Raw genomic sequence first — 24182 nt, forward strand, 5'->3', positions numbered from 1 at the left:
TTTTGTCATACATTATTCCATACAAAGAAATTGGGTATGTATATTTTGCCGATAAATAAGAATAATTTTGTAATACATTTATTGTACTTTTAAAAAACTCGCATTTTAACTGGATTTACGTCTTCCATTCATGTATGTCATGTCCGTTCCATTGGTTGTTTTACTCCATAACATCCACTCACACACCAGGAGGACATGCATGCTCGCTCTCAGATCCCGTTTCATTGTCTTGGTATTGTTTGTCTCATTGCTTGGGATTGGTCTCAGTACTGGACTCTGCGCTGACCAGATCAATCTGAACACTGCCACCGAAGCCCAGCTGACCACGCTTCCAGGCATCGGTGCGGTCATTGCCTCGCGGGTGATTGAATTCCGCAAGGCGCATCCGTTCAAGAGCGTCGACGAGATCATGGATGTGAAGGGGATCGGGCCCAAGGTGTTCGCAAAGATCAAGCCGATGATCACCGTTTGACAGACAGGACCCCGCAAGCATACCACAGGCGGTCTCTTCTATTGGGAGATCGCCTTTTTATATCCACAACCACTGCGACCCAAACAATCCCCATGAAAAACCCATATGGCGAACGCCTCCGCAAGGTCTGTACCTCCTTGCAAAGACGGAATCTCGAGGCACTCCTGGTCACCCATGCGGCCAACCGTTACTACCTTTCCGGTTTCGAACTCCATGATCCCCAGTGCAACGAGAGTGCGGGATGCATTCTTGTCACGGCGGACCAGGAAGCATGGCTCATGACCGATGCACGGTACAAGGACACGGCGGCCAGGATCTGGCCAGCAGAACGCATCTTCATCTATTCCGGGAACAAGAATGAGGAAATCTGCGCATTCATCCGCGACCGGGCCATCCGCAAGCCGGGCATCGAGGCCGGATCCATGTCCGTCTCCCAGTACAAGGCCCTTGGCGCGGGTCTGGACCCCGTCCCGACAAAAAACATTGTCGAAGAGGTCCGGGTCATAAAGGACAGGACCGAGATAAAAACGCTCAAAAAAAGCTGCGCCCTGAACCATCGTGTCTTTGCCGAACTCGGAGCGGTCATCGCACCAGGGATGAGCGAAGCCGAACTTGCCTGGGCCATAGAGAAAAAATTCAGGGACAACGGTGCATCCGAACTCAGCTTTGCGACCATTGTCGCGGCCGGGCCCAACGGCGCACTCCCCCATGCGATCCCGGACACAACCCGCATCTCTGAAAACTCCCCCCTGCTCATCGACATGGGCGGCCGGGTCGACGGGTATTGTTCCGACCAGACACGGACCTTTTGGGTTGGGGACAATCCAAGTACGGCCTTTGGGGAAACCCTCAACTACGTCCAGGAAGCCCAGCGCATCGCCATTGAACACTACCTCCCCGGCAGACCGGTCAAGGAGGCCGACCAGGCGGCGCGGGGATTCTTCAAAAAGCACGGCCTGGAAAACTATTTCACGCACTCGCTGGGCCACGGGGTGGGGCTTGAAACCCATGAATCCCCGGGGATCGGTCCCAGATCGACCGCGATTTTTGCCCCGGGCATGGTCGTGACCGCGGAACCGGGGCTCTACTATCCCAAATGGGGCGGGGTCAGGTGGGAGCATATGGTCCTGATCACCGAGGACGGCCATGAAGTCCTCTAGAACCAGGGCCCGGGCCGGCAACACAACCGGGCGGGCAGGGCGCCCTCTCCCGCCCCCGGCAGGGTGGTCGGACCATCTGTATGTCCACATCGCCCGCTCGGACATCGCCCTGTTCAAGTTCATTCTTGAGTCTTGGGACAATCTGGCCTATCTTTCGGTTTTGGATAAATACCGGGCAATGGTCCGGATCACCTTTGCCCCGGATTCCCGCCAAACCGTGACCGCCCTCCTCCACGAGCTCGGAACGGAGCTCGGTATCCAAGGGGTCATCGACATGCCAGGCCCCCATCGCAACCGGGATTGATGCCTATGTACACAACCACGCCCGACATGGATTCCAGCTCTATGCCGACCATCGCCTCCTTCCAGAGAGGTGAGACGGTGTTCACGGCCGGGGAATCGGCCGACCGGTTCTACATCCTTCTTGGCGGCAGCGTCGCCCTGGCCAGGGATGACCAGCCGACCATACATATCACCGGACGCCATGCCTTTGGCATCGAGGGGATCATCACCCCGTCGGGGGTCTACCCATGCACCGCCACGGCCCTGGAACCGAGCCGTATGGCCATGTACACCGCCGATCTTGTCGACGAGATGCTCCACAATTCACCAAGGACCACGCAGCTCGTTCTGCAGGGGCTCTCCCATGTCCTCGAGGCCAGCTGGTCCAGACTCGACAACCAGAACGACGGCCAGGCAAAGACCCAGTTCGTCGGCCGCATACAAACGGCCGGCCCCGGCCAGTGGATCATGCAGGACGGAGAGATGAGTACGGAGATCTATCGGATCATCTCCACGGACAAGGGCCTCGAAGTGGTCAAGAACGGCAACCGGCTCGCCGTGATCCACGAACCCGGAGAAATTTTCGGAGAAATGTCCTGTCTGCTGAACGAAGGCAGGACCGCAGGCATCAGGTCCCTCGGTAATTCCGTATTAGAAGTATATACCCCGGAACAGCTCAGGGCCATGCTTGCGGACTACCCGGATTTTTCCATCCGTCTCGTGACCACCCTTGCCCAGCGTCTGGCCAGGACCAGTCAGGAATTGGCCGGAGTCAAGGGACGGATCGGCTAGCCCGCACGCGGGAGCAGGCCTTGAGAGCACGAATCATCATAAAGGAGTATAGAGTGAAGGACGACAAAGGAATCTATTACTATCCCGACCCCTCGAGCAAGCAGGAAAGGATGTATATCCGGGACAATGACGGGGTCATCGAGTTCAGACTTTGGAGTGGACGCAGCCCCGAGGTATGGGACCGGCACGGCTGGCTGGACATGGATATCATCCAACGGGCCGCGCAGATGCAAAAAGACCGTGGGGGCAAGACCCCCATGGAAATCTACGATCTGGATACGGCCACCTTTCTGCTCAAGGATGAGAAATGACCGCGGCTTTGGCGGCATGTTTTAGGCGGAAGGCTGTAGCCCCGGGGTCACGGGGAAGAAGATGGAGGGACACGGCACGTCATCCACGGAGCTGATCCGGAATATCCAAGGGGTGGCGTTCCCCTAGGGGGGGGGCATCACCTTTGACGTCCGGGCCACGCCCTTGGCCTGTAGGATCCCGGCCTGCGGAGTGGATGGGGACGGGGGGCGAAAATTCGGTCCGGAAAGTAACAACTTTTTTTGCAGGACCCGGCACCTAGAAACGGACGACAAGCTCCTTGACCGTGCCCTTCCGCAGTACCTGGATAACCAGGTCCCGGTCTTCCCGTGCAGCGGGCAGAGCGGCCTTGTGCAGGTCGATACCGGTTGTGACCTTGCGTTCTCCCGCCCTGATCAGGACATCGCCGGGTTTGAAACCTGCGTTCTCGGCCCTGGAGCCGGGGACCACGCCCTTGATCATGAGCCGGTTGTCCCGTGCCTCGAGTACCAGGCCCAGCCTTCTTTTCTTGGCCGATGGGGGGCAGAGATAGTAATAGTCCGCCTCTCTGGCCGTCATGTCGGCCGTGCTCCGTGCCGGCATGACCGAAACGACCTCCGCTCCGGGGTCCATAACGCGGAGGCGGGCCGCTATGGCCCAGCGGTTTTCTACATGGCCGGCTCCGGCCAGAATAACCACCATACGCCCGGATTCCTTCCGGACCCTGACAGCGGCCTCGGCCATGGCCGTATCCCAGAGGGACTGGACCAGGAAAAAGGTCTCCTTGCCGGCCCCCTTTTCCCCGCCCATTCGGGCATGCATGAGGAGCATGGGCCCGAGCGCCTGCCGCTGTTCTTTGGTTGCCGGAATGATCGGATCGGGAACAAAGTGCGTATCCTCTCCAGCAACCCCTTCCAATCCACCGTCCCGGATCGTGTCCACCACACGGCGCGGGATATTCAGGGCAGCAAGGGGCAGACCATACTCCCGACAAACCTCGAAGATCGGTCTGTACAGCCCAAAGGCATGTCCCCAGCGGAGCTTCCACTCCAAACGCGATCCAAGCCCATCGACAGAAAGCCCCCCTGCATTCCACATATCCAGAACCGGCTGCATGTCCACGGCGACCATCTCCAGCCCGACCACCGGCCGACACCCTTTTTCAGCCAGTGCCCGGAGCACCGTCGCCTGCCCCATATGGTCACACGCATTGGTGTGCCCTTCACCGAGCAGCAGGTAATCCGCAGTGGCCAGAGAGCCGGCCAGCTCGCCGGGGGAGAGGATCCCCCCCTGCGCCGTATGCAGGGCCGGCTTTTTGATCGGAACCTGATCCGGCATCCTCGCTCCGTGCCGGGCGCACCCGGCAGCCATTACCGTCGCCAGCCCCATGGCCAGCAGCATTGTTTTCATATCCATCGTTCTTCTCCATGGTTTGGTAGGGCACCCCGGATCCACCCCTTCCATCGAATAGGGATAACCATCCCCAGTCCCAACAAAAAAACCGGCAGAGTCCCCCCTGCCGGTTTTTTTATTGTTGTCCACATGGCCGATAAGCCTAGTCCCACTTGCGCTTGTCCTCGATCAGACGGATCTGCGGGGGCAGGCTCCCCGGAGCGAGAACCTTGAGCAGGGGACGGATTTTGATCTTTTCCCGGAAGGAATGGAGCAGCTCGTCCTCACGCTTGAAGCTGCTGGCCTCGATCGACAGGATCATCTCATCGATCCCGCCGGGGTTGGTCACCTCGATCTGCCACCGTTTGACCTCTTCGAAACTGGCAAGAACCTGCTCCACCTGGTGCGGATAGACGAACATCCCCTTGATCCTTGCGGTCGTGTCCACACGGCCGACAATGTTCCCGAGCCGGGGGGAGGTCCGTCCGCAGGGACAGGGGGAGCGGTCGATATAGGAGAGATCCCCGGTGGCCAGACGGATGAGCGGATAGGTCTTATTGAAGGCGGTGACCACGATCTCGCCTACGTCCCCGTCCTTCAAGGGGATACCCGTGTCCGGATGGCATATCTCCACGAAACACCTATTGGCCACATGGAGTCCGTTCTTGTGGAAACATTCGTACCCGATGCATCCCACATCCGCGGTCCCGTATCCCTGACGCATGATCAGGTCGAACTTCTTCTCAACCGTGGTACGCATCTTTTCGGAAAATTTTTCCCCGGTGACAAAGGCCACCTCGAGAAAAAGGTCCTTCCGCAGGTTGAGCCCCTTTTCTTCACCCTTCTGGGCCAGATGCATCAGATAACTCGGCGTGCCCACATATCCGGTCACCCGGAGTTTCTGCATGATGTCCAGCTGGTTGTTCGTATTGCCCGGTCCGGCGGGAATGACCGCGCAATTGAGATTCTTCAGCGGCTCCTCGAACATCAAACCGGCCGGATTCATATGGTAGTTGAAGGTCACCTGGGCCAGATCCCCCGGGCGGAACCCGGCGGCGTAGAAGCTTTCCGACCATCCCCAATAGTCTTCACTGCGGTCTTCGGGGTCGAAAATCGGACCAGGGGAAAGAAAGATACGCCGCAACTCCCCGAGGTCCTTGGTCAGGAGCCCTCCAAGACGCGGGCCCATCGACTGCAGAAAGATGAGCTCCTTTTTCTTCAGGATGGGTATATGTTTGAGATCGGACAGCTCCTTGAATTTGTCGACATTGAACTGGGCCCGATCGAACCGCTTCTTGACGTCCTCGGAGTACCGGTAGGCATAGGTGAGAAGATCCTTGAGCTGGATCTGATAGAACTTCTGGCGCTCGCTTGTGTCCAATACCTCGCGCCGGCTGTAGATTCCTTCTGTGCGGTCTTTGCGGGTCATGCGCCGCCCCCCTCTTGAATATGGATTGTAACCCGCGGTCCCGGTGAGATATGGGGACAAAAAAAGGCACGGGTACTCTGATGTAAACCGTGCCTGATATATTTTTTTCCCAAAAAAAGCAAGCAGCAGCACCCCCCTTTCCCGCGGCCCCCGCACCTATCCGGAATAGTTGTTGTTTTGCAGGCCACGGATCAAGTCCGCAAATGACGTTTTGGCTGTCCCGCCTCCACCAATCCTTAAAACCCAATACAGGCTCCGCCCGCCCCCCCAACAAAGGGACGGGGCGCCCATCGAGTGGGTCCAGCTCTCACGGCTGTGGGGGCAGGACGAACGGGCGTCAAAGGTCTTTGATTTCGGGGTAGATTTTCTTGTTTTCTACGGCAGACTTCCACGGGTAAGGTGCCAAAACCGTCTCACCCCCCTTTCTTCCGCGCAAAGATCAAAAACCCGGTATGGGCGACCATCCGGTCATCCGGCCGGAACCGCTCCCCATTGACCTTGTATTTGCGCAGCAAGACTTCGAGCACCTCAACGTCGCCGAACGGCGCCTTTTCAAGGGCCATCAACAGGTCCTGGACCTGGTTGGTCGTCGGGAGTAAAAAGCCTATCGGTGCGCCAGGCCCCATGGCCGCGGCCGCCTGTTCAAGATATTCCCAGGGGGTACGTACATCCAGAAAAAGCCCATCCGCTCCGGTCTGTTCAAACCCCTCGGCAATGTCGCGGCTGCACCATTCCACCCGCTCGGCCAGTCCGGCCCACTGGAGATTGTTTCTGCACAACTCGCTGAATTCTTCCCTGCGGTCGTAGGAAAAAACCTTTCCTTCCCGACCGACACTCCAGGCCAGGGCCGTGGTCATCCCGCCGGATCCGCTCCCGGCCTCGATGATCCGCTTACCGGGCCCGACCCCCAAACGGAGCAGTGCATACCCGATATCCTTGGGATACATGATCTGGGTGTGCCGTTTGATCCCCTTGATCAGGTCATACAGGGTGGGGAGCAAAATTGAATACGGCCGTCCGAGATGCGTTTCTACGTGGGCCCCGAACCCGAGTTCGAGCACATCGCCAAGGGCCAGTTTTCCATCGTGCGTGTGCAGGACCCCTTCGGGATCGAGCACCCGAAAGTATCGCTTGCCCTTTGGGCTGACTAACATTACCAATTGACCGGCTTGTAGCATGGGTCTCCTCCTGTAGAATAAGTGGGCGAGGTATCCCGGGTTCAACAAACCTGTCAAGACAGCAATCCCTGCGGTCCGGCCGGGCCCCGGCCCCAAGGCAGGGACCTCCGACGTTATGGCCCGTTCACTTCCTCACTCCCCCCTTCTTGACCCTGGCCCATAAAAAACCCTTCTCTCCGCTCTTGTCTTTTTTGTAAAAAAAACTATATTAATTTGATATTTTTCATATTCCGGCCCACCTGTGACAACAAGGATTGGTTTGCGTGGATTCCAAATATATTTTTGGCCCAGTGCCCTCCGGACGGCTCGGCCGCTCCCTGGGACTTGATCTTCTCGGCCGGGCCATTTGTGATTTCGATTGTGTATACTGCGAGGTCGGCAGGACCGAGGTCCACACCACCCGGCGCACCCCATGGGTCAAGGCGTCAGCCATTCTTGAAGAGCTCGAACAATGGCTTGGACAAACAACGGTCCGCCCGGAATACATTACCCTCGGGGGCAAGGGGGAGCCCTGTCTGAACAGTGAGCTGGGAGCGGTTATCGACGGGGTCCACCGGATTGCTCCGGAGATTCCCGTGGCCGTCCTGACCAATGGTTCCCTTTTTGGCGACCCCGAGGTCTGTCGGGCCCTTGATAGGGCCCAGGTGGTCCTTCCGTCCATGGATACCCTTGTTACAGACGAGTTCAAGGAACTCAACCGCCCCTGTCGATCCCTCGACCTGCAGACCCTGGCCAACGGCATGGACCGTTGGGCCAAAACCTTCAGTGGAAAAATTTTTCTCGAGATCCTTCTCGTTGCGGGAATCAACGACACCCAAAGGAATCTCGATCGGATGCGCGATTTTTGCCGCCAACTCGCCCCTTCGCGTGTCGACGTGGTCACGATGACCCGCCCGGGGGCCTATTCAGGGGCACGGCCCGTGGACCAGGCAACCCTGGCACATTGGAGATCCATCTTGTGTCCGGACAGGTGCGATGGCCCCCTGGCCACGCCGATCAGCCCGGCAGCGGGAACGACAATGGACCCAAAACAGCTTGAAAAGGCTATCATGAACTCCATTGCCATCCGTCCCCAAACAACGGCGCAGATCGCCCTGGCCATGGGGGTGGACACCCCCCTCGTCCAGGCAGCCGTCGAACGATTGCGTACGTCCGGAGAGATCGTTGAGATCAAGGACTCCGGCACGGTATTCCATGTCCTCGCCCACAGGGACAGGGCATAGGAAAACATACAATTTTCATACGGACCCCAATCCCCCCTTTCTTGCACCAAAACGCCGTGTTTTTTACAGCGTGCAGGACAGGAAGACCCTGGTCCGTTGTCAACTTTTCACAGTACAGAGGAAACTATGGCCAGCAACAAAAAACGTCGTAAAATGTTCATCAGCGTTCTCCCCGGAGAGCAGGTCGAGGTGGTTCTCACCGAAGACGGCAGGGTGGAAGAATACTATCTGGAGATGGCCCACCAGAGCAAAACAAAAAGCAACATCTACAAGGGCAAGATCCACAACATCGACGCGGCCCTGCAGGCCGCCTTCATCTCCTATGGGGCCCCAAAAAACGGGTTCCTGCAGGTAGACGAGGTCCACCCGGAATACTACCACCCCGGAACCAAGAAAAAAAAGGGATGCAAGTACCCCCCGCTGCAGGAGGCGCTCAAACCCGGCCAGGAGGTCCTTGTCCAGGTGGTCAAGGATCCGACCGGGTCCAAGGGGGCCTTTTTGACAACCTATCTCTCTTTGCCGGGAAGATATATCGTCCTGACCCCCGGGCGTGAACAGCTGGGGATTTCCCGAAAAATCGAGGATCCCAAGGAAAGGGAACGGCTGAAAAAGATCTTCGAGGAGCTCAAGATACCCGAGGGGATCGGAGTCATCGTCCGCACGGTCAGCGAGGGGCAGAGCAAGACAACCCTTGGCCGGGATCTGCAATTCCTCAAGCGACTATGGAAAGAGGTCCGCAAAAAGGGGGTCGAGGCATCCACCCCGAGCCTGGTCTACGAGGAAAAGGACCTGGCCTTCAGGGCGGTGCGCGACTACCTCACCCAGGAAGTCGGCGAGATATGGGTCGACCACGAAGAGACCGCAAAGATGGTCAAGGAGACCGTGACCCTGCTCTATCCCCGCCGGACCAAGATGGTCAGGCAACACACGGACTTCGAGCAGACCCTGTTCGAACGGTTCAGCATTGAAAATCAGCTTGCCCAGATCTTCCGCAGGGAGGTCAACCTGCCAAGCGGCGGCCAGCTCTGTTTCGACCAGACCGAGGCCCTCATGGCCGTGGACATCAATTCCGGAAAGATCGGGGGAAAGAAGAATTTCAAGGACATGGCTCTGCGGACCAATATCGAAGCGGCCGAAGAAATCCCCCGGCAGTTGAGACTGCGCGATGTGGGCGGACAGGTGGTCATCGATTTCATTGAGATGAAGGACAGGAGCCACGCCCAGCAGGTGGAAAAGACCGTGCGGGCAGCCATCAAGGGCGACAAGGCCCGTACCGATGTCGGCCGGCTCTCCAAATTCGGGCTCATGGAACTCATCCGCCAGCGTCTAGGGACCTCGGCCCTGTCCTTGAGCATGGAGCCCTGCCCCTGTTGCAAAGGGGTCGGGATCAGACGGAACATGGAATGGCAGGCCATGCAGACCCTCAAGGAGATGTACCGCCAACTGCGGCGCAAAAAATGTCCGGACCCTTTTGAGTTCTGCACCACCCCGGAACTCACCGAGTACATCCTGAACCACAAGCGGGAGATGATCAATCAGTTCGAAAAAGAGTTCTCCAAGGACATCTTTCTGGTCTCTTCGGACACGATTCCCGTCAAGTAGCCATATGAGCAAACAACGCGTCCTCATGCATATCTGTTGTGGGCCCTGCGCCATCTATCCGGTCCAGCTCCTCCGCGAGCAGGGGTACGATGTCGTGGGGCTCTACTACAACCCGAACATCCATCCCCTGCAGGAATATCTGCGCCGGCGGCAGGGGCTCGAAGAAACGGCCAACCACCTCGGTCTGTCCGTCATCTACAAAGACAAGGACTATGATCCTTCGGGCTACCTCCGCTCGGTCGTTTTCAGGGAAAACAACCGCTGCTTCCACTGCTACGCCATGCGCCTCGAAAAGACCTGGTCCGTGGCCAAACGGGGCGGGTTCGATTTTTTCACGACCACCCTGCTCTACAGCAAATTCCAAAAACACCAGACCATCGCCGATCTCGGACGGGACATAGCGGGCCGGGGTACGACCGCATTCATGTACCAGGATTTCAGACAGGGGTGGAAAGAGGGTATCGACATCTCCAGGGAATGGGGGATTTACCGGCAGCAGTATTGCGGATGCATCTATTCGGAGATGGAACGGTACCAGCGGGAGCTGGAAGGGCTGTTTTAAGTTTTGGATATTACGCTTTATGTGGTATGTCTTAGACGGTAAACGACCCCGGACTTCACCCCCCAGACCTCGGCCTCCGTGCCTTCCGCGGTTGCCTAGAACCTACCACATACAACGTAAACCCTATCCCCCCAAAAAAACCTTGCTCCTCTACATCCACGTCCCCTTCTGCCGCAAAAAATGCCGGTATTGCGCCTTTGCCTCCGGCCCTTTTTCTCACGGGGCGATGCAGACCTATGTAGAGCTCCTTATCCAGGAACTCGTTTTCTGGAGCGACCGCCTGGCCGATCCCGTTTTTGAAACCGTCTACTTCGGCGGGGGCACCCCTTCCCTCCTGCCTGCCCGGGATGTCGAACATATCCTGACCACTGTTTCCTCCCGGTTTCACATAGCCCCACATGCCGAAATCACCCTGGAGGCCAATCCGGAATCCGCAAACGATGGCGATTACCTGCGCACCCTTCGCGCTCTGGGCGTCAACCGGCTCAGTCTCGGGGTGCAGTCCCTCGATCACGATCAGCTGAACACGCTCGGGCGGATACACTCTCCGGAACAGGCTCTCCAGACCCTGGACAAGGCACGGCACGCCGGATTCTCCAACACCGGCCTGGATTTCATCTGGGGCATCCCCGGACAAACCCGGTCCCACTGGCTGGGGCAACTTGAACGCGTTGCGGAACTCCGTCCCGACCATTTTTCCTGCTATGGGCTGACCGTGGAACCGGGAACCCCCCTGGAGCAGGATCTCGGAACCGGTTCCATCGAGCTCCCTTCCGAAGACGACCAGGCGGCCATGTTCCTCGAGGGATCAGCTCTCCTCCAATCACACGGATACACCCATTACGAGATCTCCAATTTCTGCCGGGACGGCAAACACAGCCGGCACAATACCGGCTATTGGCAGGGCAAGGACTACCTGGGGGTCGGTCCTGCAGCCGTATCGACTATATCCAATGTCAGGTGGACGCACCCGGATACCCTCGGTGCCTATGCAACCAGCCTTGCCGGAGGACAACTCGGGACCAACCGGGAACCCCTTGCACCCACGGATCTCTTCAATGAACAAATCATGCTCTCCCTGCGTACCGCACAAGGGCTCGATCTGGGACTTCTCCGGCAGGAAATGTTCGCCCCCCCCGTCGACGACCCCTCAGATCACATCGAATCCTTGATCAAACACGGTCTTGCGTATACCGTGGGCAACACCCTTAGCCTGACCCCTGCAGGGATGCTCGTGAGCAATGAAATCATTGCCGGGTTTCTCCGCCCAACGGACAACGACCGGAACAGCCATCCGACCGGTGTGTCCGCATGAGCACGGCCATCGGTCCCCTCTTCCTCTTCTTCAACACCATCCCATTGGATTGATTCCAGCATGCATCTTCCCACCAACAATCTCCCCATCGGCGTATTCGACTCGGGCGTGGGCGGTCTGACCGTACTCAAGGCATTGCGGGACCGCCTCCCCCATGAGGACCTGATCTATCTCGGGGATACGGCCCGGCTCCCCTATGGGACCAAGAGCCCGGACACGATCTCCCGGTATGCCCTGCAGGTCGCCGGACAGCTGATCCGGCAACGGATCAAACTGCTGGTCGTGGCCTGCAATACGGCATCGTCCGTGGCCCTCGAGGACCTGGAAAAAATGTGCGCCCCAGTACCGGTCATCGGTGTGGTCGGACCGGGCGCACGGGCCGCGTGCCGGTCATCGAGGAACAGGCAGATCGCGGTCATTGGTACGGAATCGACCATCTCCCGGGGGGCCTACCAAAAGGCCATCCATGCCATAGATCCGGCCGCAGCCATTGTGGCCAAGCCGTGCACCCTGTTCGTGGCCCTGGCCGAGGAAGGGTGGCTCGAAGGAGACATTGTCGGATCCGTTGCCAACCGTTATCTCAACGAACTCTTGGCCGACCATCCCCACACATCTCCGGACTGTCTGGTCCTCGGATGCACCCACTTCCCCCTGCTCGCCCCGGCCATCGCCAAGGCAGCCGGGCCGGGCATGGCACTGGTCGATTCGGCCAGCACCACCGCCGCCGAAGTTGCCGATATCCTCGAAAATCAAGGCCTGAACACCGCACCGAGCCGACCGGGCACGACCCGCTTCCTGGCCACAGACTCGGCCCCCCGCTTTGCCCGGGTGGGGACCATTTTTTTGCAACGGTCCATCCATCCCGAGGATGTGGAGATCGTGGATCTATGAAAAAATGGATGTAGGGTATACGATCATTCCTGTGTATCCTACATCTAACATCCTGCAGCAATTTCCGGCGGAAAGCATTCGAAATACAATTATTCTGGGTGGACTTGTAGGGGCGATCCATCACGAATCGTCCGTTTGACCGAGCCCCGGGAGACGAGGGGGAAACAAACATTATGTCATGAAGCGGCATATGCTGTACATCCTATATCCTGTATCCTATATCTTAAAAACCAAAAGACCGCCCCCGATCTCCGGGGACGGTCTTTTGGTTTTTTGCTTTCCGACATCCGATTATGGATATGGACTGCGTTTTCGCCCAATCACCACTATCCCGCCATAGGCGGCATCATGCCGTGATGGAAGATATAGGCAACGATGACGGCCACGGGGACGATGTAGACGAACAGGGCGATCATGTACACGAAGATCAGCTTGCCGAAGTGGGACTGGGCCAGTCTCTTGAAGTCGGTGATACAGCCGATGGACACGAAGGTGAGCATGAAGAACAGCTTTCTAAGCCCCTTTTCAACGGGCACGGCACCGACTTTGGCGGCAGAGGCCAGGTGGGGGGTCAAGAAGAGGACGGCCAGATAGATGCCCCATGCGAGGAAGTAACCGAGAACGAACTTGGGGAACCTGTGCCAGACCTCCGAGACGGGAACATGCTCCCCCTCGACCTTGTCGATCTTGTACACCCAGACCATGGCCAGAACAAAGGCCCACAGACCGATAAACATATCGATCCACACCTTGGTCATGATGGCACTGATGGTGATGGAGCCCTCTGCATAGGTCACCCCGTCGGCATCCAGCTTGGCGGCACGCATGAGTTCGTCCAGAACCGCACCGGCGGCACCGTCGGCACCATCGGTCTTGACGGACATACCCATGGCCGCACCGGCAACAACGGGCTCATCGGCCATGGTCGCGGAAAAGATGGGGGGCAGGACAACCAGCTCGATAACCGCGTACACAACGATGAGCGCGGAGACCATGATGGGGACCAGGGGTTTGGACCGAACCGCACCGGCGGTGGCAACGGCAGCGGAAACACCGCAGATGGAGATACCGGAAGCCAGGACGGCGGAGGTCTTGCGGCCGAAGCTGAAAAAACGGCGGGCGATGAAATAGGTTCCCGGCCAGAAGATGAGATAGGCGACGATGGTTGCGGCGGCACCGGCAACGGCCAATTCCATGACGAAACCGGCGGCCTTCATGGCCATATACCCGACCTTCACGCCCAAAAAGACGATGGCCGTCTTGATGAACCATTCGGGTTTGGCAGCTTCGGACAGATATTTGGCAAACCCCTTCATGAAATTACCGATGAACAGCCCCACGAACAGAGCAAGAATGAAGGAACCACCGCCCCCGAGGCCGAGCCCGAAGGTGATGCCGTACTTGGCCCAGTCTCTGGAGGTTGCGGTGATGGTGGCGTGGTGACCGATGATCCAGATGGCATAGGTGAGCACGAAGATGCAGGTCCAGCCGCCCACGAATTTCTTGAAGTCCCAGCCCATGCAAAAAGCGCCCAAACATACCGGGATGGAGATGAACACATAGGAGGCGATCATGGCCCCCCAGGGTCCCCATGACTTGTAGCCCTTGCCCAGTGGGGTGATCATCTCTTCAAACGGGGTGCCTGATACCCATGAATGGGGATAGGCGATCCACCCCACCAGATCCGGGCCGAAGACCGAAAGAAGTCCCAGAACAACAAAGGTCATCCCCAACCAGACGGACCACCAGTCCTCCTGGATGAGCATACCGGAATACCATTTTCTGTTTTCATGACTTGATGCCGGTGACATTATCCTCTCCTTTAGTATCTTACTCAGAAGGTTCCGTAATAAAAAACAAGAAAATCTTATAACCGCTTGAACTTAAAACTTAAAACTGCGGCTTGGCCGCACTAGTTATCGAATGTGAAACGGACCACTCTGTTGAAATAGTGGTTGGCGTACTGCCGTAAAAATTCGGGCATGCACTTGTTGTCAAAAGTCATCCTGACCTTGAATTCGGACAGGCCGCTGGTCAGATCCCTGCTCACGAGTTCCTTTTCGAGATTTCTATCCAGATCGCCCAGAGAATCACCCATGGCCGCGATATCACCGCAGGCGGCCTGCCAATTCTTACCGTCGTGAACCAGTCTGAAATCGAGCATGACTCAACTCAGGATGAATTTGTTGATCAGATACCCGAAGATCACCAGCGAAACACCTGCAGTGATGAACGACCCGAGGACCAATTTGGTTTCAACGGGCGACCATGGTTCACATTCCTCAAAGGGATTCTCGTCATCCATGGCATCCATGGAAAGAGTTCCCTGGACCTTTTTGTCTTCCGCCATTGCTGCACTCCTTGATTATGGTGTGAAAAATAAGAGTATTACCAAACGGTCCGGCAGAAAGCATTTCCGATGCCAATCTTTTGCAAGAACATAATTACCTACAATATATAGTTTTTATTCTTAAGCGTCCGTTCTTGGTGTAGCCGCACGTTAGCACCGTGCATACCACGGGAGACGGTCTACGCCCCTTGCCGCGCCATCCTATCGGGACTACACGCGTACCAGTCATGACCGTGACATATTGGCACCCATCCTCTTGCATGGGCACCCAGATCCCGGCCTCCGCCGGGATGACGATAATCGGCACCCATTTCTTAAACGGTACAGACACACTATCCCCCATGTCCCCCTTTCCCAAAAACACGCTGCAGACAAAATTCGTCTTCTGGCTCATCCTGTCCATGCTCTGCGTGGGCACCTTTCTGTCCACGGCCCTGTACTTCAACATGAAGAACATCCTGCTCTCGGAGGTCAAGGACAAGACCCACCTGCTCTTCGCCCAGGTGGATTCGGTGCAGCATTACGTGCGCACGATACTTAGGCCGTCCATGTATGCCATGCTCGGTACGGACCGGTTCGTCCGCGAGTCCATGTCCTCCTCCTTCGTGTCCAAACAGATCATGGAGGATCTAAAATTTCCCAAACAGGACTACCACTACCGGCGAGTGGCCATCAACGCGCGCAACCCCAAGTTCGAGGCCGACGAGCTGGAACGGGAATTCATCGAGTATTTCAGGAAAACACCAGGAAAAAAGGTCTGGGAGGGAGTCAAGAAACTCAAGGGAGAGGAGTACTACATAACGACCAGGCCGGTCAGATTCGCGGAATCATGCATGCGCTGCCACGGCTCGCCGAAAAATGCCCCGAAAGAGGTGCTCGCCGAGTATGGATCCACCAGAGGATTCAACTATCCCGAAGGTGAAATCAGCGGGCTCGACCTGGTGGGCATTCCCATCCAGGTGTCCTTTCTGCGCATCAGAGAGGCGGCCATCAGCTATGCGATCATGGCACTGGGTGGAGCGCTGTTCTTTTTTGGTATGGTCAGCGTGCTCTTCAATCGTCTGGTGGTCCACAACCTGCGACGGGTCCTGGACATTTTCCATGGTGATGCCAAGGACCATCAGGAAAAGGAGATCTTCGAAAAAATCCACACCGGCGACGAAATCCACGAAATCTTCCACGCCACAGAGGAATTGGGGACCCATCTCAAGGATGCCCGGCACAAGCTTGAGCAATATACAGAAAATCTCGAGCGCATGGTCGCGGAACGGACCGAAGACCTGGAGCAGGAAACCCGCGAACGTCAGCAGGACGTCCATCTTTTCGTGGATATTCTGAACAGGTTGAACACGACCCAGTCACGGACCGAACTCCTGGACAAAACCCTGGCCCTCATCGGGACCAGGTACGGGGTCTCGTCCATCACCTATGTGTGCGCAGCCGCCTCACAACGCTCGTACACCTGGCCGAAAACCGTTCTGGCCTGTCCGCTCCCGAATAACTGGACCAACCTGCTCGTGGAAAAGCAATCCGTATTCGATACGCGGAAGGCCATCATCCCCGTGGTCACTCAGGACACGGCTTGGGGCATGCTCTGCCTGCATTGGGACCACGACCCGGGAATTCCCGTGCAGACCCGCCAGGTGCTCACGGCCCTGGGCCAACAGCTCGCCCTGGCCATTGAAAACCTGCAGGCCCTGGACGATCTTTTGCATCAGCGCAATATCCTCCAATCCGTGTTCGAGGGCATTTCCGACCCCCTGTTCCTCCTGGATGGCACCGGACAGGTGATCATCGCCAATTCTGCGGCCCGCGACAACTTTTCCTGGTCGGCAAACAGAACGCAGTCCGCCATTCCCCTGGCCCGCATGCTGGAGTCACACCCCTGCGTGTCAACCGGGACCGGCAACCTGGAAACGGGTCCACAACCGAGCAGTCATGGAATCCATATCCACAACCGGCATTTCATGGTCACCATCTACCCCCTGCGCCAATCGGAACGGGTTGCCATCTACGTGCGGGACAACACCTCGGAGAAAAAAATGATCACCCGCATGCAGCAATCCGAAAAAATGATCGCCATGGGCAAATTTGCGGCCGGCCTGGCCCATGAAATCAACAATCCCCTGGGGGTCATCCTCTGCTATACGGAACTTCTGCGCACGGCCGTGGAAACCGATCAGGATCTTGAGGATCTCCAGGTGATCGAAAAGCATGCCCGGCAGGCCCAGAGCGTCGTCCAGGACCTGCTCAATTTCGCACACATCAAAAAAAATCCCCATGACCACTGCGATCTTTCCGCTACAATTTCAGGGCTGTACCAGGTTTTCAAAGTCCAGGCCGAAGCCAAGCATATCCGGCTCCATGCGGACACGGGCAAGGAACCATTGACCATCAGGGCCCCGTGCAGCGACATCGAACACATCCTGACCAATCTCTTTGTCAATGGCCTGGACGCCCTGCCCTCTGGAAAGGGCAGGATTGACATCACCACCAAGGTCAAGAAAGATCCTGACCTCGTGGTCATCACGGTCAGGGACAACGGCCCGGGCATCCCCCAAGAAGACCTGCCCCGGATCTTCGACCCGTTCTACACGACCAAGGACGTCGGCCACGGCACCGGCCTCGGCCTGGCCGTTGTGTACAACCTCGTTCAGGACAACGAAGGCGACATCAATGTATACAATGATGGTGGTGCCGTTTTCGAAATAATCCTGCCTCTGTAAGAACGGAGACAGGAGACGGGAGGCAGGAAACGGGATAAATAAATGCTTGGCGGGCTTGCGAGCCGTAGCAGATCTTATGCAAGGCCAGCGGGGAAAGGCTGTTTTATGTGTTATGTTTTACGTTTTAGCTAACTGCGAAAGGCGAGGAAGGATTTCTTCGCGTGCCTTCGCGTTCTTCGCGGTTGAAAACACATTACCTTCTTTTCTGCTTTTCTGATTTCGCCATTACCCAAAACAGCCTTTGCCAGTCGCATTTTCTCCCGTCTCCCTTTTTCCGGTCTCCCGTCTCCTTCCCTTGCGTAGTTACCTAAAACATAAAACCTGAACCCCCAAACCGCCCCTCCCCCATGCCCGAACCCCAAACCATTCTCATTGTCGACGACGAAAAGGACTTTTCCCGGGGCCTCTGCCGATTGCTGGGCCGAAAATTTCCCGCGTGCACATGCCTGGATGCGGATTCCGGGGCCAGGGCGCTGTCTCTCCTCGAAACGTCTCAGGTAGGGCTCATGCTCACCGATCTGCGCATGCCGTCTATGACCGGAGACGAGCTCCTCACACGGACCCTGGCCGTTGACCCCAATATCAGCGTTGTTTTGATGACCGCGTTCGGCGACGTCCAGACTGCGGTCACAGCCCTCAAGGCCGGGGCTTACGATTTTCTGCTCAAGCCCCTGGACAACGATGTTTTTTTCAGGGTGGTGGAACGGGGACTGGAACGGAACCGCCTTTTGTGCGAGAATCTCACCCTGAAATCCCTGGCCAAAAATTGCGCGCCCTCACGCCCCCTCATCGGCCAGAGCAGGGCCATGTCCCGGCTCAAGGAAACCATCGCCACCGTGGCCCAAACCGACTATACGGTTCTCATCCGGGGGGAATCAGGCGTGGGCAAGGAACTTGTCGCCCGGATGATCCACGAGCTTTCGCCCCGATCCAAACAGTCCATGGTCACGGTCAACTGTCCGGCCATCCCTTCGGAACTTTTGGAGAGCGAACTCTTCGGACACACCAAAGGTGCGTTCACCGGTGCGGATGCCCCGAGCAAGGGTCTGTTTCTGAGTGCGGACCATTCGACTCTGCTCCTGGACGAAATCGGGGATATCACCCCGGCCATCCAGACCAAACTGCTCAGGGCTATCCAGGAGATGGAGATCCGGCCCGTGGGCTCCACAGCATCCACCAGAGTGGACGTGCGCATCGTAGCCTCCACCAACCAGAACCTGGAACACAGGATCAAGGATGGCAGCTTCCGCGAGGACCTGTTCTACCGACTGAACGTTCTGACCATCGATGTCCCCCCTTTGCGTGAACGCACCCAGGATATCCCGCTTCTGGCCCAGTTCTTCATTCTCAGGACATGCCGGGAGATGTCCATCGAGGAAAAACACATAGATCCCGAAGTGCTGTCCTATCTCACCTCCAAAAACTGGCCCGGCAACGTCCGGGAACTGATCAATTTCATCCGCAGATTGGTTCTGTTTTCCCGGGGGGAACGGATCACCATGGCATCGGTCTCCCTGGTTGGAGGAACCGGCAACCCGCCCACGGACCGTCCCCAAGGGATCACTCCGTACAAGCAGGCCAAGGCCGAGGTGGTGGACCAGTTCACCCGCACCTATGTGACCGACATTCTGGAAAAGACCTCGGGCAATGTTTCAGAAGCCGCCAGACAGAGCGGACTCGAACGGGTCTCTCTGCAAAAAATCATTCGACGCATGGACATCTCGGCACAAGACTTCAGAAAATAAAAAACATCCATGACACATACCAACAAATCACTCATCCTCGCGGAAAAGCCCTCGGTAGCCCGGGAAATCGCCAAGGTCCTCGGCATTCGGGGACGCGGCCAGGGATACATCGAGGGGCCGGGCCACGTGGTCACCTGGGCCGTGGGACACCTGGTGAACATTGCCGAGCCCGGCGACCAGAACCCGGATTGGGGGAAACGCTGGTCCATGGACCAGCTGCCCATGATCCCCGGCCGGTTCACCCTGGCAGTGCTCGACCAGACAAAGGACCAATTCGCCACGGTCAAATCACTTCTTGTACGCGGGGACATTAAGGACGTCATCAATGCGACAGACGCCGGACGCGAGGGAGAGCTCATCTTCAGACGCATCTATCTGATGGCCGGATGCGACAAACCCATTAAACGTCTCTGGGCCAACGACATGACCGAGACCGGGCTCAAAAAGGCCATGGCCTCCCTGGTTGCCGGTGAGGACAAACGCAATCTGGGACTGGCCGCTTTTGCCCGGGCCGAAGCGGACTGGCTGGTGGGGATGAATTTTTCCCGGTTGTTCACGGTCAAGACCGGCGGGTTGGTCACGGTGGGCAGGGTCCAGTCGCCGGTTTTGAAACTCCTTGTGGACCGGCGCACGACCATCGAAAACTTCAAACCCGAGGACTATTGGACCATAGAGGGGACCTTCGGCCGGGAAGAGGAGCCCTTCAAGGGCATCTGGTCCGCTCCGCCCAAGCGCAAGGACAACAGGGTTTGGGAAGAGGATCGCGCCAAAGAATTGGCTGAAAAATGCGCGGGCAGACAGGGTGTGGTGGAATCGGTTGCAAGCACCAAGGGCCGACAGCGTCCCCCCCTGCCCTTTGATCTGACCACCCTGCAGCGGGAGGCCAACAACCGGTTCGGACTCTCGGCCAAGAGGGTCCTTGAAATCGCCCAGGAACTCTATGAGGCCAAAAAGGTCCTCACCTATCCAAGGACCGACTCCAGGTACCTGACCACGGAAGTGTACAAGGAGATCCTGGACCATTTGCGGGCCGTGTACCCCCATTTTCCCGAGATCAGCGCCCTTGCGGCCGAACGGATCAAAACGGCCAACAAGAAATTTCCCTGCGTGAACGACAAGAAGGTCTCTGACCACCACGCCATCATCCCGACCCAAAAGCCTGCCGTGCGCGAGCAGCTCTCTCCGGATCAATGGAACATCTACGAGATGGTCTGCCGCAGGACCATGGCAGCCTTTCTCCCGGACTGCACTTTCCTGACCTCCCTGGTCTGGATCGTTGTGGGAACCGAACCCTTCAAGGCGACGGGCAAGATCTTCAAGGACCGGGGATGGTTTACGGCTGAACCATGGCGATCGGCCAAGGACAATCCCCTTCCCGGGGTGACCAAAGGCGATCAGGTCGAAGTGCGGGAGGTGGGTCCGGTCAAACACACCACCAAGCCGCCGGCCCATTTCACAGATGCCTCCCTTCTCGGGGCCATGGAAACCGCGGGCAAGCTGGTGGACAACGAAGAGCTGCAGGAGGCCCTCAAGGAACGGGGGCTGGGCACACCTGCCACCAGGGCCCAGGTCATCGAGACCCTCATCAGCAGAAACTACGTGGCCAAACAGGGCAAAAAACTCATCGCCACAGACACGGGGTGCCATGTGGTCCAGACAGTGGAATCATCATTGCCCGACCTGGTTTCCCCGGAATTGACCGGGTCATGGGAACAAAAACTCAAGACCATGGAGCAGGGATCAATCACCTATCCGGAATTCATGGGAAAAATCAAAAACATGGTCAACCGGGGAGTGGCAGAATTACGCAACAAGAAATTTGCCGCCACCCCGGCCACGCTGCCGCCAGGCAAAACATCCCTTGGCACATGCCCCAAATGCGGCGGCGACGTGGTTGAAACCCCCAGGGCTTACGGTTGCGTCAACTGGCGCGAGGCCAATGGCGGATGTACGTTCACCATCTGGAAGAACATGTTCGGTGGAAAGATCACAAAAACACTGGCCAAGCAGCTGCTGACCAAGGGCGTGACCGCCAAGGAGATCGATCTGACGACCAGAGACAAAAAAACGTACCGGGCAAAACTGGAGGTCGATAATGGGGTGGTCAGGGTACGGCACATCCACAAGGAAGGGGTTCCCCAGGGATGACCACGCAGGACCAATCGCCTGTCCCAAACCAGCAAAAAAATCTATTTGTCATACAAAGAAATATCCAACTTGCGACAATGTCCATTTCCACCGTGATTCGGTATAAAATAATTCTGGATAAAATATGACGTTAAAGTTAAGGAGCCCATAACCTATACGTAAGACAACTTTTACCATCTCCAAGGTTACCATGGAATCATCTACCCACTACTTTCCAAAAAGTTTCTTCTCCCTCGCACTGTTCCTTCTTCTGCCGCTCCTTTTTCCACCCTCCCTGTTCGCCCAGCCCGAATCGCTACCGACACGTTTCGACCTTCGGGACGTAGACGGCACCGCCTATATCGGTCCGGTCAAAAACCAAAACCCATTAGGGTCCTGCTATTCTTTCGCGGCAACGGCCACGGCCGAAAGTACTTACAACAAGGCACAGGCCGACTATAACGGCAATCCCGTGTCCTTGTCCGAATCCTTCATCATCTGGAGTTTGAGCCAAAAATACAAGGGCTTTTACGGAGGGGATGGATCGAGTTACGATTACGACGAGCTCCAGGCCATGGTGGATTACGGGGACTGCACCGAGGAAGAATTCCCCTACACATCCGACGGGGACGTCATTAAGGCCTACGAAAACGATACCGACCATGAACTCGATTATCACTGGGATGCCCCGAGAATCAAATTCGCAGGAGTCCACCGGTTGCCCACCAACGACATCGAGACCATCAAACGGGCCATCATTACCTTCGGGGCCGTGGATGCGGCCGTGGATGTCACCGACGACTTCCATGCGTACACAGACGGTATCTTTCCGGACAATGCCACGACAGCAAGCAATCCCCTCGAGTATTTCACTGGGACCAATCACGCCATCTCTCTGGTCGGGTGGGACGACAATTCCACAGGCGAGGGTGAAGGGGCCTGGATACTTCGCAACTCATGGGGAGAGAACTGGGGCGAGGACGGATACATGCGTATCGGGTACACCTCCGCCCGTGTGGCCACCTCTGCCTGCTATCTGCATTACAAAGAGTGGAACGAGCATGGATTCGGTCATATCGATAGTGTCAATAATGGAACCATAACCGGAGAACTCAACGCCACAGGATACCGGCCCGTTGCCAGGGGCGTATATGAGTGGGGTGATGACACCTCTTCTATGGTTAACAACGAAACCATCACGGCAAACGCCACTGTGGACAGAGGCGATCCCTATGTACACGGCATGTTCCTCTGGGCGGGCAATGCCAGTCGCATCGAAAACAACGACGTAATCAACGCCACGGCATCCACGAACAGGGGGCAGGCCACGGCCTACGGCATCTGCCTGCAGGGGCATGAGATGACCAACACCGGAACCATCACGGTCAACGCCATATCAGGCGATGACCGGGCCACGGCCTATGGTGCCCGCTTTTTCAGCTTTGATGAGAACGGAACCTTTGAAAATAACGGAACCATCTCCGCCCTGGCAGAAGGCGACGACGGCTGGGCCTATGGACTGTTGAGTACGGATGCAGCCACCATTCTCAACACCGGCAATATGACGGCCAAAGGAAGCGGATACGCCATCAGCATTCTCGCAGAAGGTCCCTCCCTGGTAAGCAATCAGGGAACACTGAACGCTAGCACGACCACGGGGAAAGCCAATGGAATTGCCGTATACTCGGGTTCAGCAATTAACGACTGTAACATCCTGACCCAGGCATCCGGGAGTAATGCAACGACAGTCGGGATATATGGGGAAGGAGCAAACCAGATACTGAACAACCATACTATCACCAGTCAGGCCAATGCAGCCAACGGGACCTCTTATGGAATATATAGTTTCGGCTCAACCGCCTGCATTAATAATGGTACCATCACCACACAGGCTGACCTGAAAAGCGTAGGAATCCAAAGTAGCGGTTCGGAATCCGTCTCCAACACCGGAACGATCAACGCAACCGCAACGGATTCTGCCCAAGGCATTACCTCGATACGGGAGACCCTGGTCTCGAACCATGGAACCATTACCGCAATATCTTCAGGAACAGGGGGCGAAACCTACGGGATAATGGCGTACTCCACCAAGACCGTCTCCAACACGGAAACCATTACGGCTGCAGCAACGGACACAGATGGCACGGCCTATGGAATAACGGCACTCAATACCGACACGGTCACCAATACAGGGACAATCAACGCGACAGCGTCACGTGCCCAAGGTATTTCCGCCTCAGGAGATGGACTGGTCACCAATAACGGTACCATTGTCGCGACGGCCGCCACGGAACAGGCCTGCGGTGTGGATCTCACCGACGGTACGCTGATCAACAACTCAAGTGGAACCATTGTGGCCACCACCACGAACGGCACGGCACGGGCCCTCAATCTTGTGGATGCGAAGGCTACCAATGCAGGGACCATCCGGGCAAACGGTCCGGCAGATGCCGGTATCTATGCAGTCTATCTTTCTGCCTCAAAACTGCTCAACAACGGGGTGGTGAGGGGTGATACCTTCGTAGGGGAAGAAAGCATTCTTGGGGGCTATGGTTCTTTCAACGGAACCGTGACCAACGATGCCGGCACCGTCGCCCCGGGCAACTCCATCGGCACGCTGACCATCAACGGAGACTACGTCCAGTCAT

The 24182-nt window shown here is 57.0% G+C and carries 20 protein-coding genes; 14 read left to right on the forward strand and 6 right to left on the reverse strand.

Annotated features, from left to right (window positions below; genetic code table 11):
- Nucleotides 1–199: 199 nt before the first annotated feature.
- From ACY692_RS09810 to ACY692_RS09830, 5 genes are all read left to right on the forward strand, one after another.
- A complete protein-coding gene (locus ACY692_RS09810) occupies nt 200–472 on the forward strand; it encodes a ComEA family DNA-binding protein (protein WP_462325181.1) in 273 nt (90 codons plus the stop codon).
- Between the two features lie 92 nt (nt 473–564).
- Entirely contained in the window at nt 565–1632 is a 1068-nt protein-coding gene (locus ACY692_RS09815) for a M24 family metallopeptidase (protein ID WP_462325182.1), read from the forward strand.
- Entirely contained in the window at nt 1619–1936 is a 318-nt protein-coding gene (locus tag ACY692_RS09820; RefSeq protein ID WP_462325183.1) for a DUF4911 domain-containing protein, read from the forward strand. Before ACY692_RS09815 ends, ACY692_RS09820 begins: the two co-directional genes overlap by 14 nt.
- A complete protein-coding gene (locus tag ACY692_RS09825) occupies nt 1936–2706 on the forward strand; it encodes a cyclic nucleotide-binding domain-containing protein (protein ID WP_462325184.1) in 771 nt (256 codons plus the stop codon). The genes ACY692_RS09820 and ACY692_RS09825 overlap by 1 nt, the downstream gene beginning before the upstream one ends.
- 53 nt (nt 2707–2759) lie before the next feature.
- The gene (locus ACY692_RS09830; protein ID WP_462325185.1) at nt 2760–3017 is read left to right on the forward strand and encodes a hypothetical protein; all 258 of its coding nucleotides are present in this window, start codon (nt 2760–2762) and stop codon (nt 3015–3017) included.
- Between the two features lie 256 nt (nt 3018–3273).
- Here the strand turns inward: ACY692_RS09830 and ACY692_RS09835 are convergent, their stop codons facing one another.
- The 3 genes from ACY692_RS09835 to ACY692_RS09845 form a co-directional block, all read right to left on the reverse strand.
- Entirely contained in the window at nt 3274–4410 is a 1137-nt protein-coding gene (locus ACY692_RS09835; protein WP_462325186.1) for a ChaN family lipoprotein, read from the reverse strand.
- Between the two features lie 139 nt (nt 4411–4549).
- Nucleotides 4550–5815, reverse strand: coding sequence for a phenylacetate--CoA ligase family protein (locus tag ACY692_RS09840; RefSeq protein ID WP_462325187.1), 1266 nt, complete (start codon nt 5813–5815; stop codon nt 4550–4552).
- Between the two features lie 413 nt (nt 5816–6228).
- Nucleotides 6229–6993 (reverse strand): tRNA (adenine-N1)-methyltransferase, encoded by a 765-nt coding sequence (locus ACY692_RS09845; protein WP_462325188.1) that lies wholly within the window; start codon nt 6991–6993, stop codon nt 6229–6231.
- A 263-nt stretch (nt 6994–7256) separates the two neighbouring features.
- On the opposite strand from ACY692_RS09845, the gene ACY692_RS09850 reads away from it, so the two are divergent.
- From ACY692_RS09850 to murI, 5 genes are all read left to right on the forward strand, one after another.
- On the forward strand, nt 7257–8216 hold the full coding sequence (locus tag ACY692_RS09850) for a radical SAM protein (protein ID WP_462325189.1): 960 nt from the start codon (nt 7257–7259) through the stop codon (nt 8214–8216).
- Between the two features lie 126 nt (nt 8217–8342).
- Nucleotides 8343–9818 carry an Rne/Rng family ribonuclease gene (locus tag ACY692_RS09855; RefSeq protein ID WP_462325190.1) on the forward strand — a complete coding sequence of 492 codons (1476 nt, stop codon included), beginning with the start codon at nt 8343–8345 and terminating at the stop codon, nt 9816–9818.
- Between the two features lie 4 nt (nt 9819–9822).
- Complete coding sequence (locus tag ACY692_RS09860; protein WP_462325191.1) at nt 9823–10380, forward strand: epoxyqueuosine reductase QueH; 558 nt, start codon at nt 9823–9825, stop codon at nt 10378–10380.
- Nucleotides 10381–10522: 142 nt separating this feature from the next.
- Nucleotides 10523–11695: a radical SAM family heme chaperone HemW gene (hemW, locus tag ACY692_RS09865; protein WP_462325192.1), complete on the forward strand. Its 1173-nt coding sequence runs from the start codon at nt 10523–10525 to the stop codon at nt 11693–11695.
- A gap of 60 nt (nt 11696–11755) precedes the next feature.
- Entirely contained in the window at nt 11756–12586 is an 831-nt protein-coding gene (murI, locus tag ACY692_RS09870; protein ID WP_462325193.1) for a glutamate racemase, read from the forward strand.
- Nucleotides 12587–12912: 326 nt separating this feature from the next.
- On the opposite strand, the gene ACY692_RS09875 is transcribed toward murI, so the two are convergent.
- The 3 genes from ACY692_RS09875 to ACY692_RS09885 form a co-directional block, all read right to left on the reverse strand.
- The gene (locus ACY692_RS09875) at nt 12913–14397 is read right to left on the reverse strand and encodes a putative sulfate exporter family transporter (protein ID WP_462325194.1); all 1485 of its coding nucleotides are present in this window, start codon (nt 14395–14397) and stop codon (nt 12913–12915) included.
- 101 nt (nt 14398–14498) lie between these two features.
- On the reverse strand, nt 14499–14750 hold the full coding sequence (locus ACY692_RS09880; protein WP_462325195.1) for a DUF5395 family protein: 252 nt from the start codon (nt 14748–14750) through the stop codon (nt 14499–14501).
- A gap of 3 nt (nt 14751–14753) precedes the next feature.
- Entirely contained in the window at nt 14754–14936 is a 183-nt protein-coding gene (locus ACY692_RS09885) for a hypothetical protein (protein ID WP_462325196.1), read from the reverse strand.
- Nucleotides 14937–15196: 260 nt separating this feature from the next.
- Between ACY692_RS09885 and ACY692_RS09890 the strand changes: the two genes are divergently transcribed.
- The 4 genes from ACY692_RS09890 to ACY692_RS09905 form a co-directional block, all read left to right on the forward strand.
- Nucleotides 15197–17662, forward strand: a complete 2466-nt coding sequence (locus ACY692_RS09890; RefSeq protein ID WP_462325197.1) for a c-type heme family protein — start codon at nt 15197–15199, stop codon at nt 17660–17662.
- Between the two features lie 347 nt (nt 17663–18009).
- Nucleotides 18010–19407: a sigma-54-dependent transcriptional regulator gene (locus tag ACY692_RS09895; RefSeq protein WP_462325198.1), complete on the forward strand. Its 1398-nt coding sequence runs from the start codon at nt 18010–18012 to the stop codon at nt 19405–19407.
- A 9-nt stretch (nt 19408–19416) separates the two neighbouring features.
- Nucleotides 19417–21555 (forward strand): type IA DNA topoisomerase, encoded by a 2139-nt coding sequence (locus tag ACY692_RS09900; protein ID WP_462325199.1) that lies wholly within the window; start codon nt 19417–19419, stop codon nt 21553–21555.
- A 190-nt stretch (nt 21556–21745) separates the two neighbouring features.
- Nucleotides 21746–24182 (forward strand): C1 family peptidase (locus ACY692_RS09905; RefSeq protein WP_462325200.1); only part of this gene is annotated, 2437 nt, incomplete at its 3' end.

This window comes from Desulfoplanes sp., from assembly GCF_054921335.1.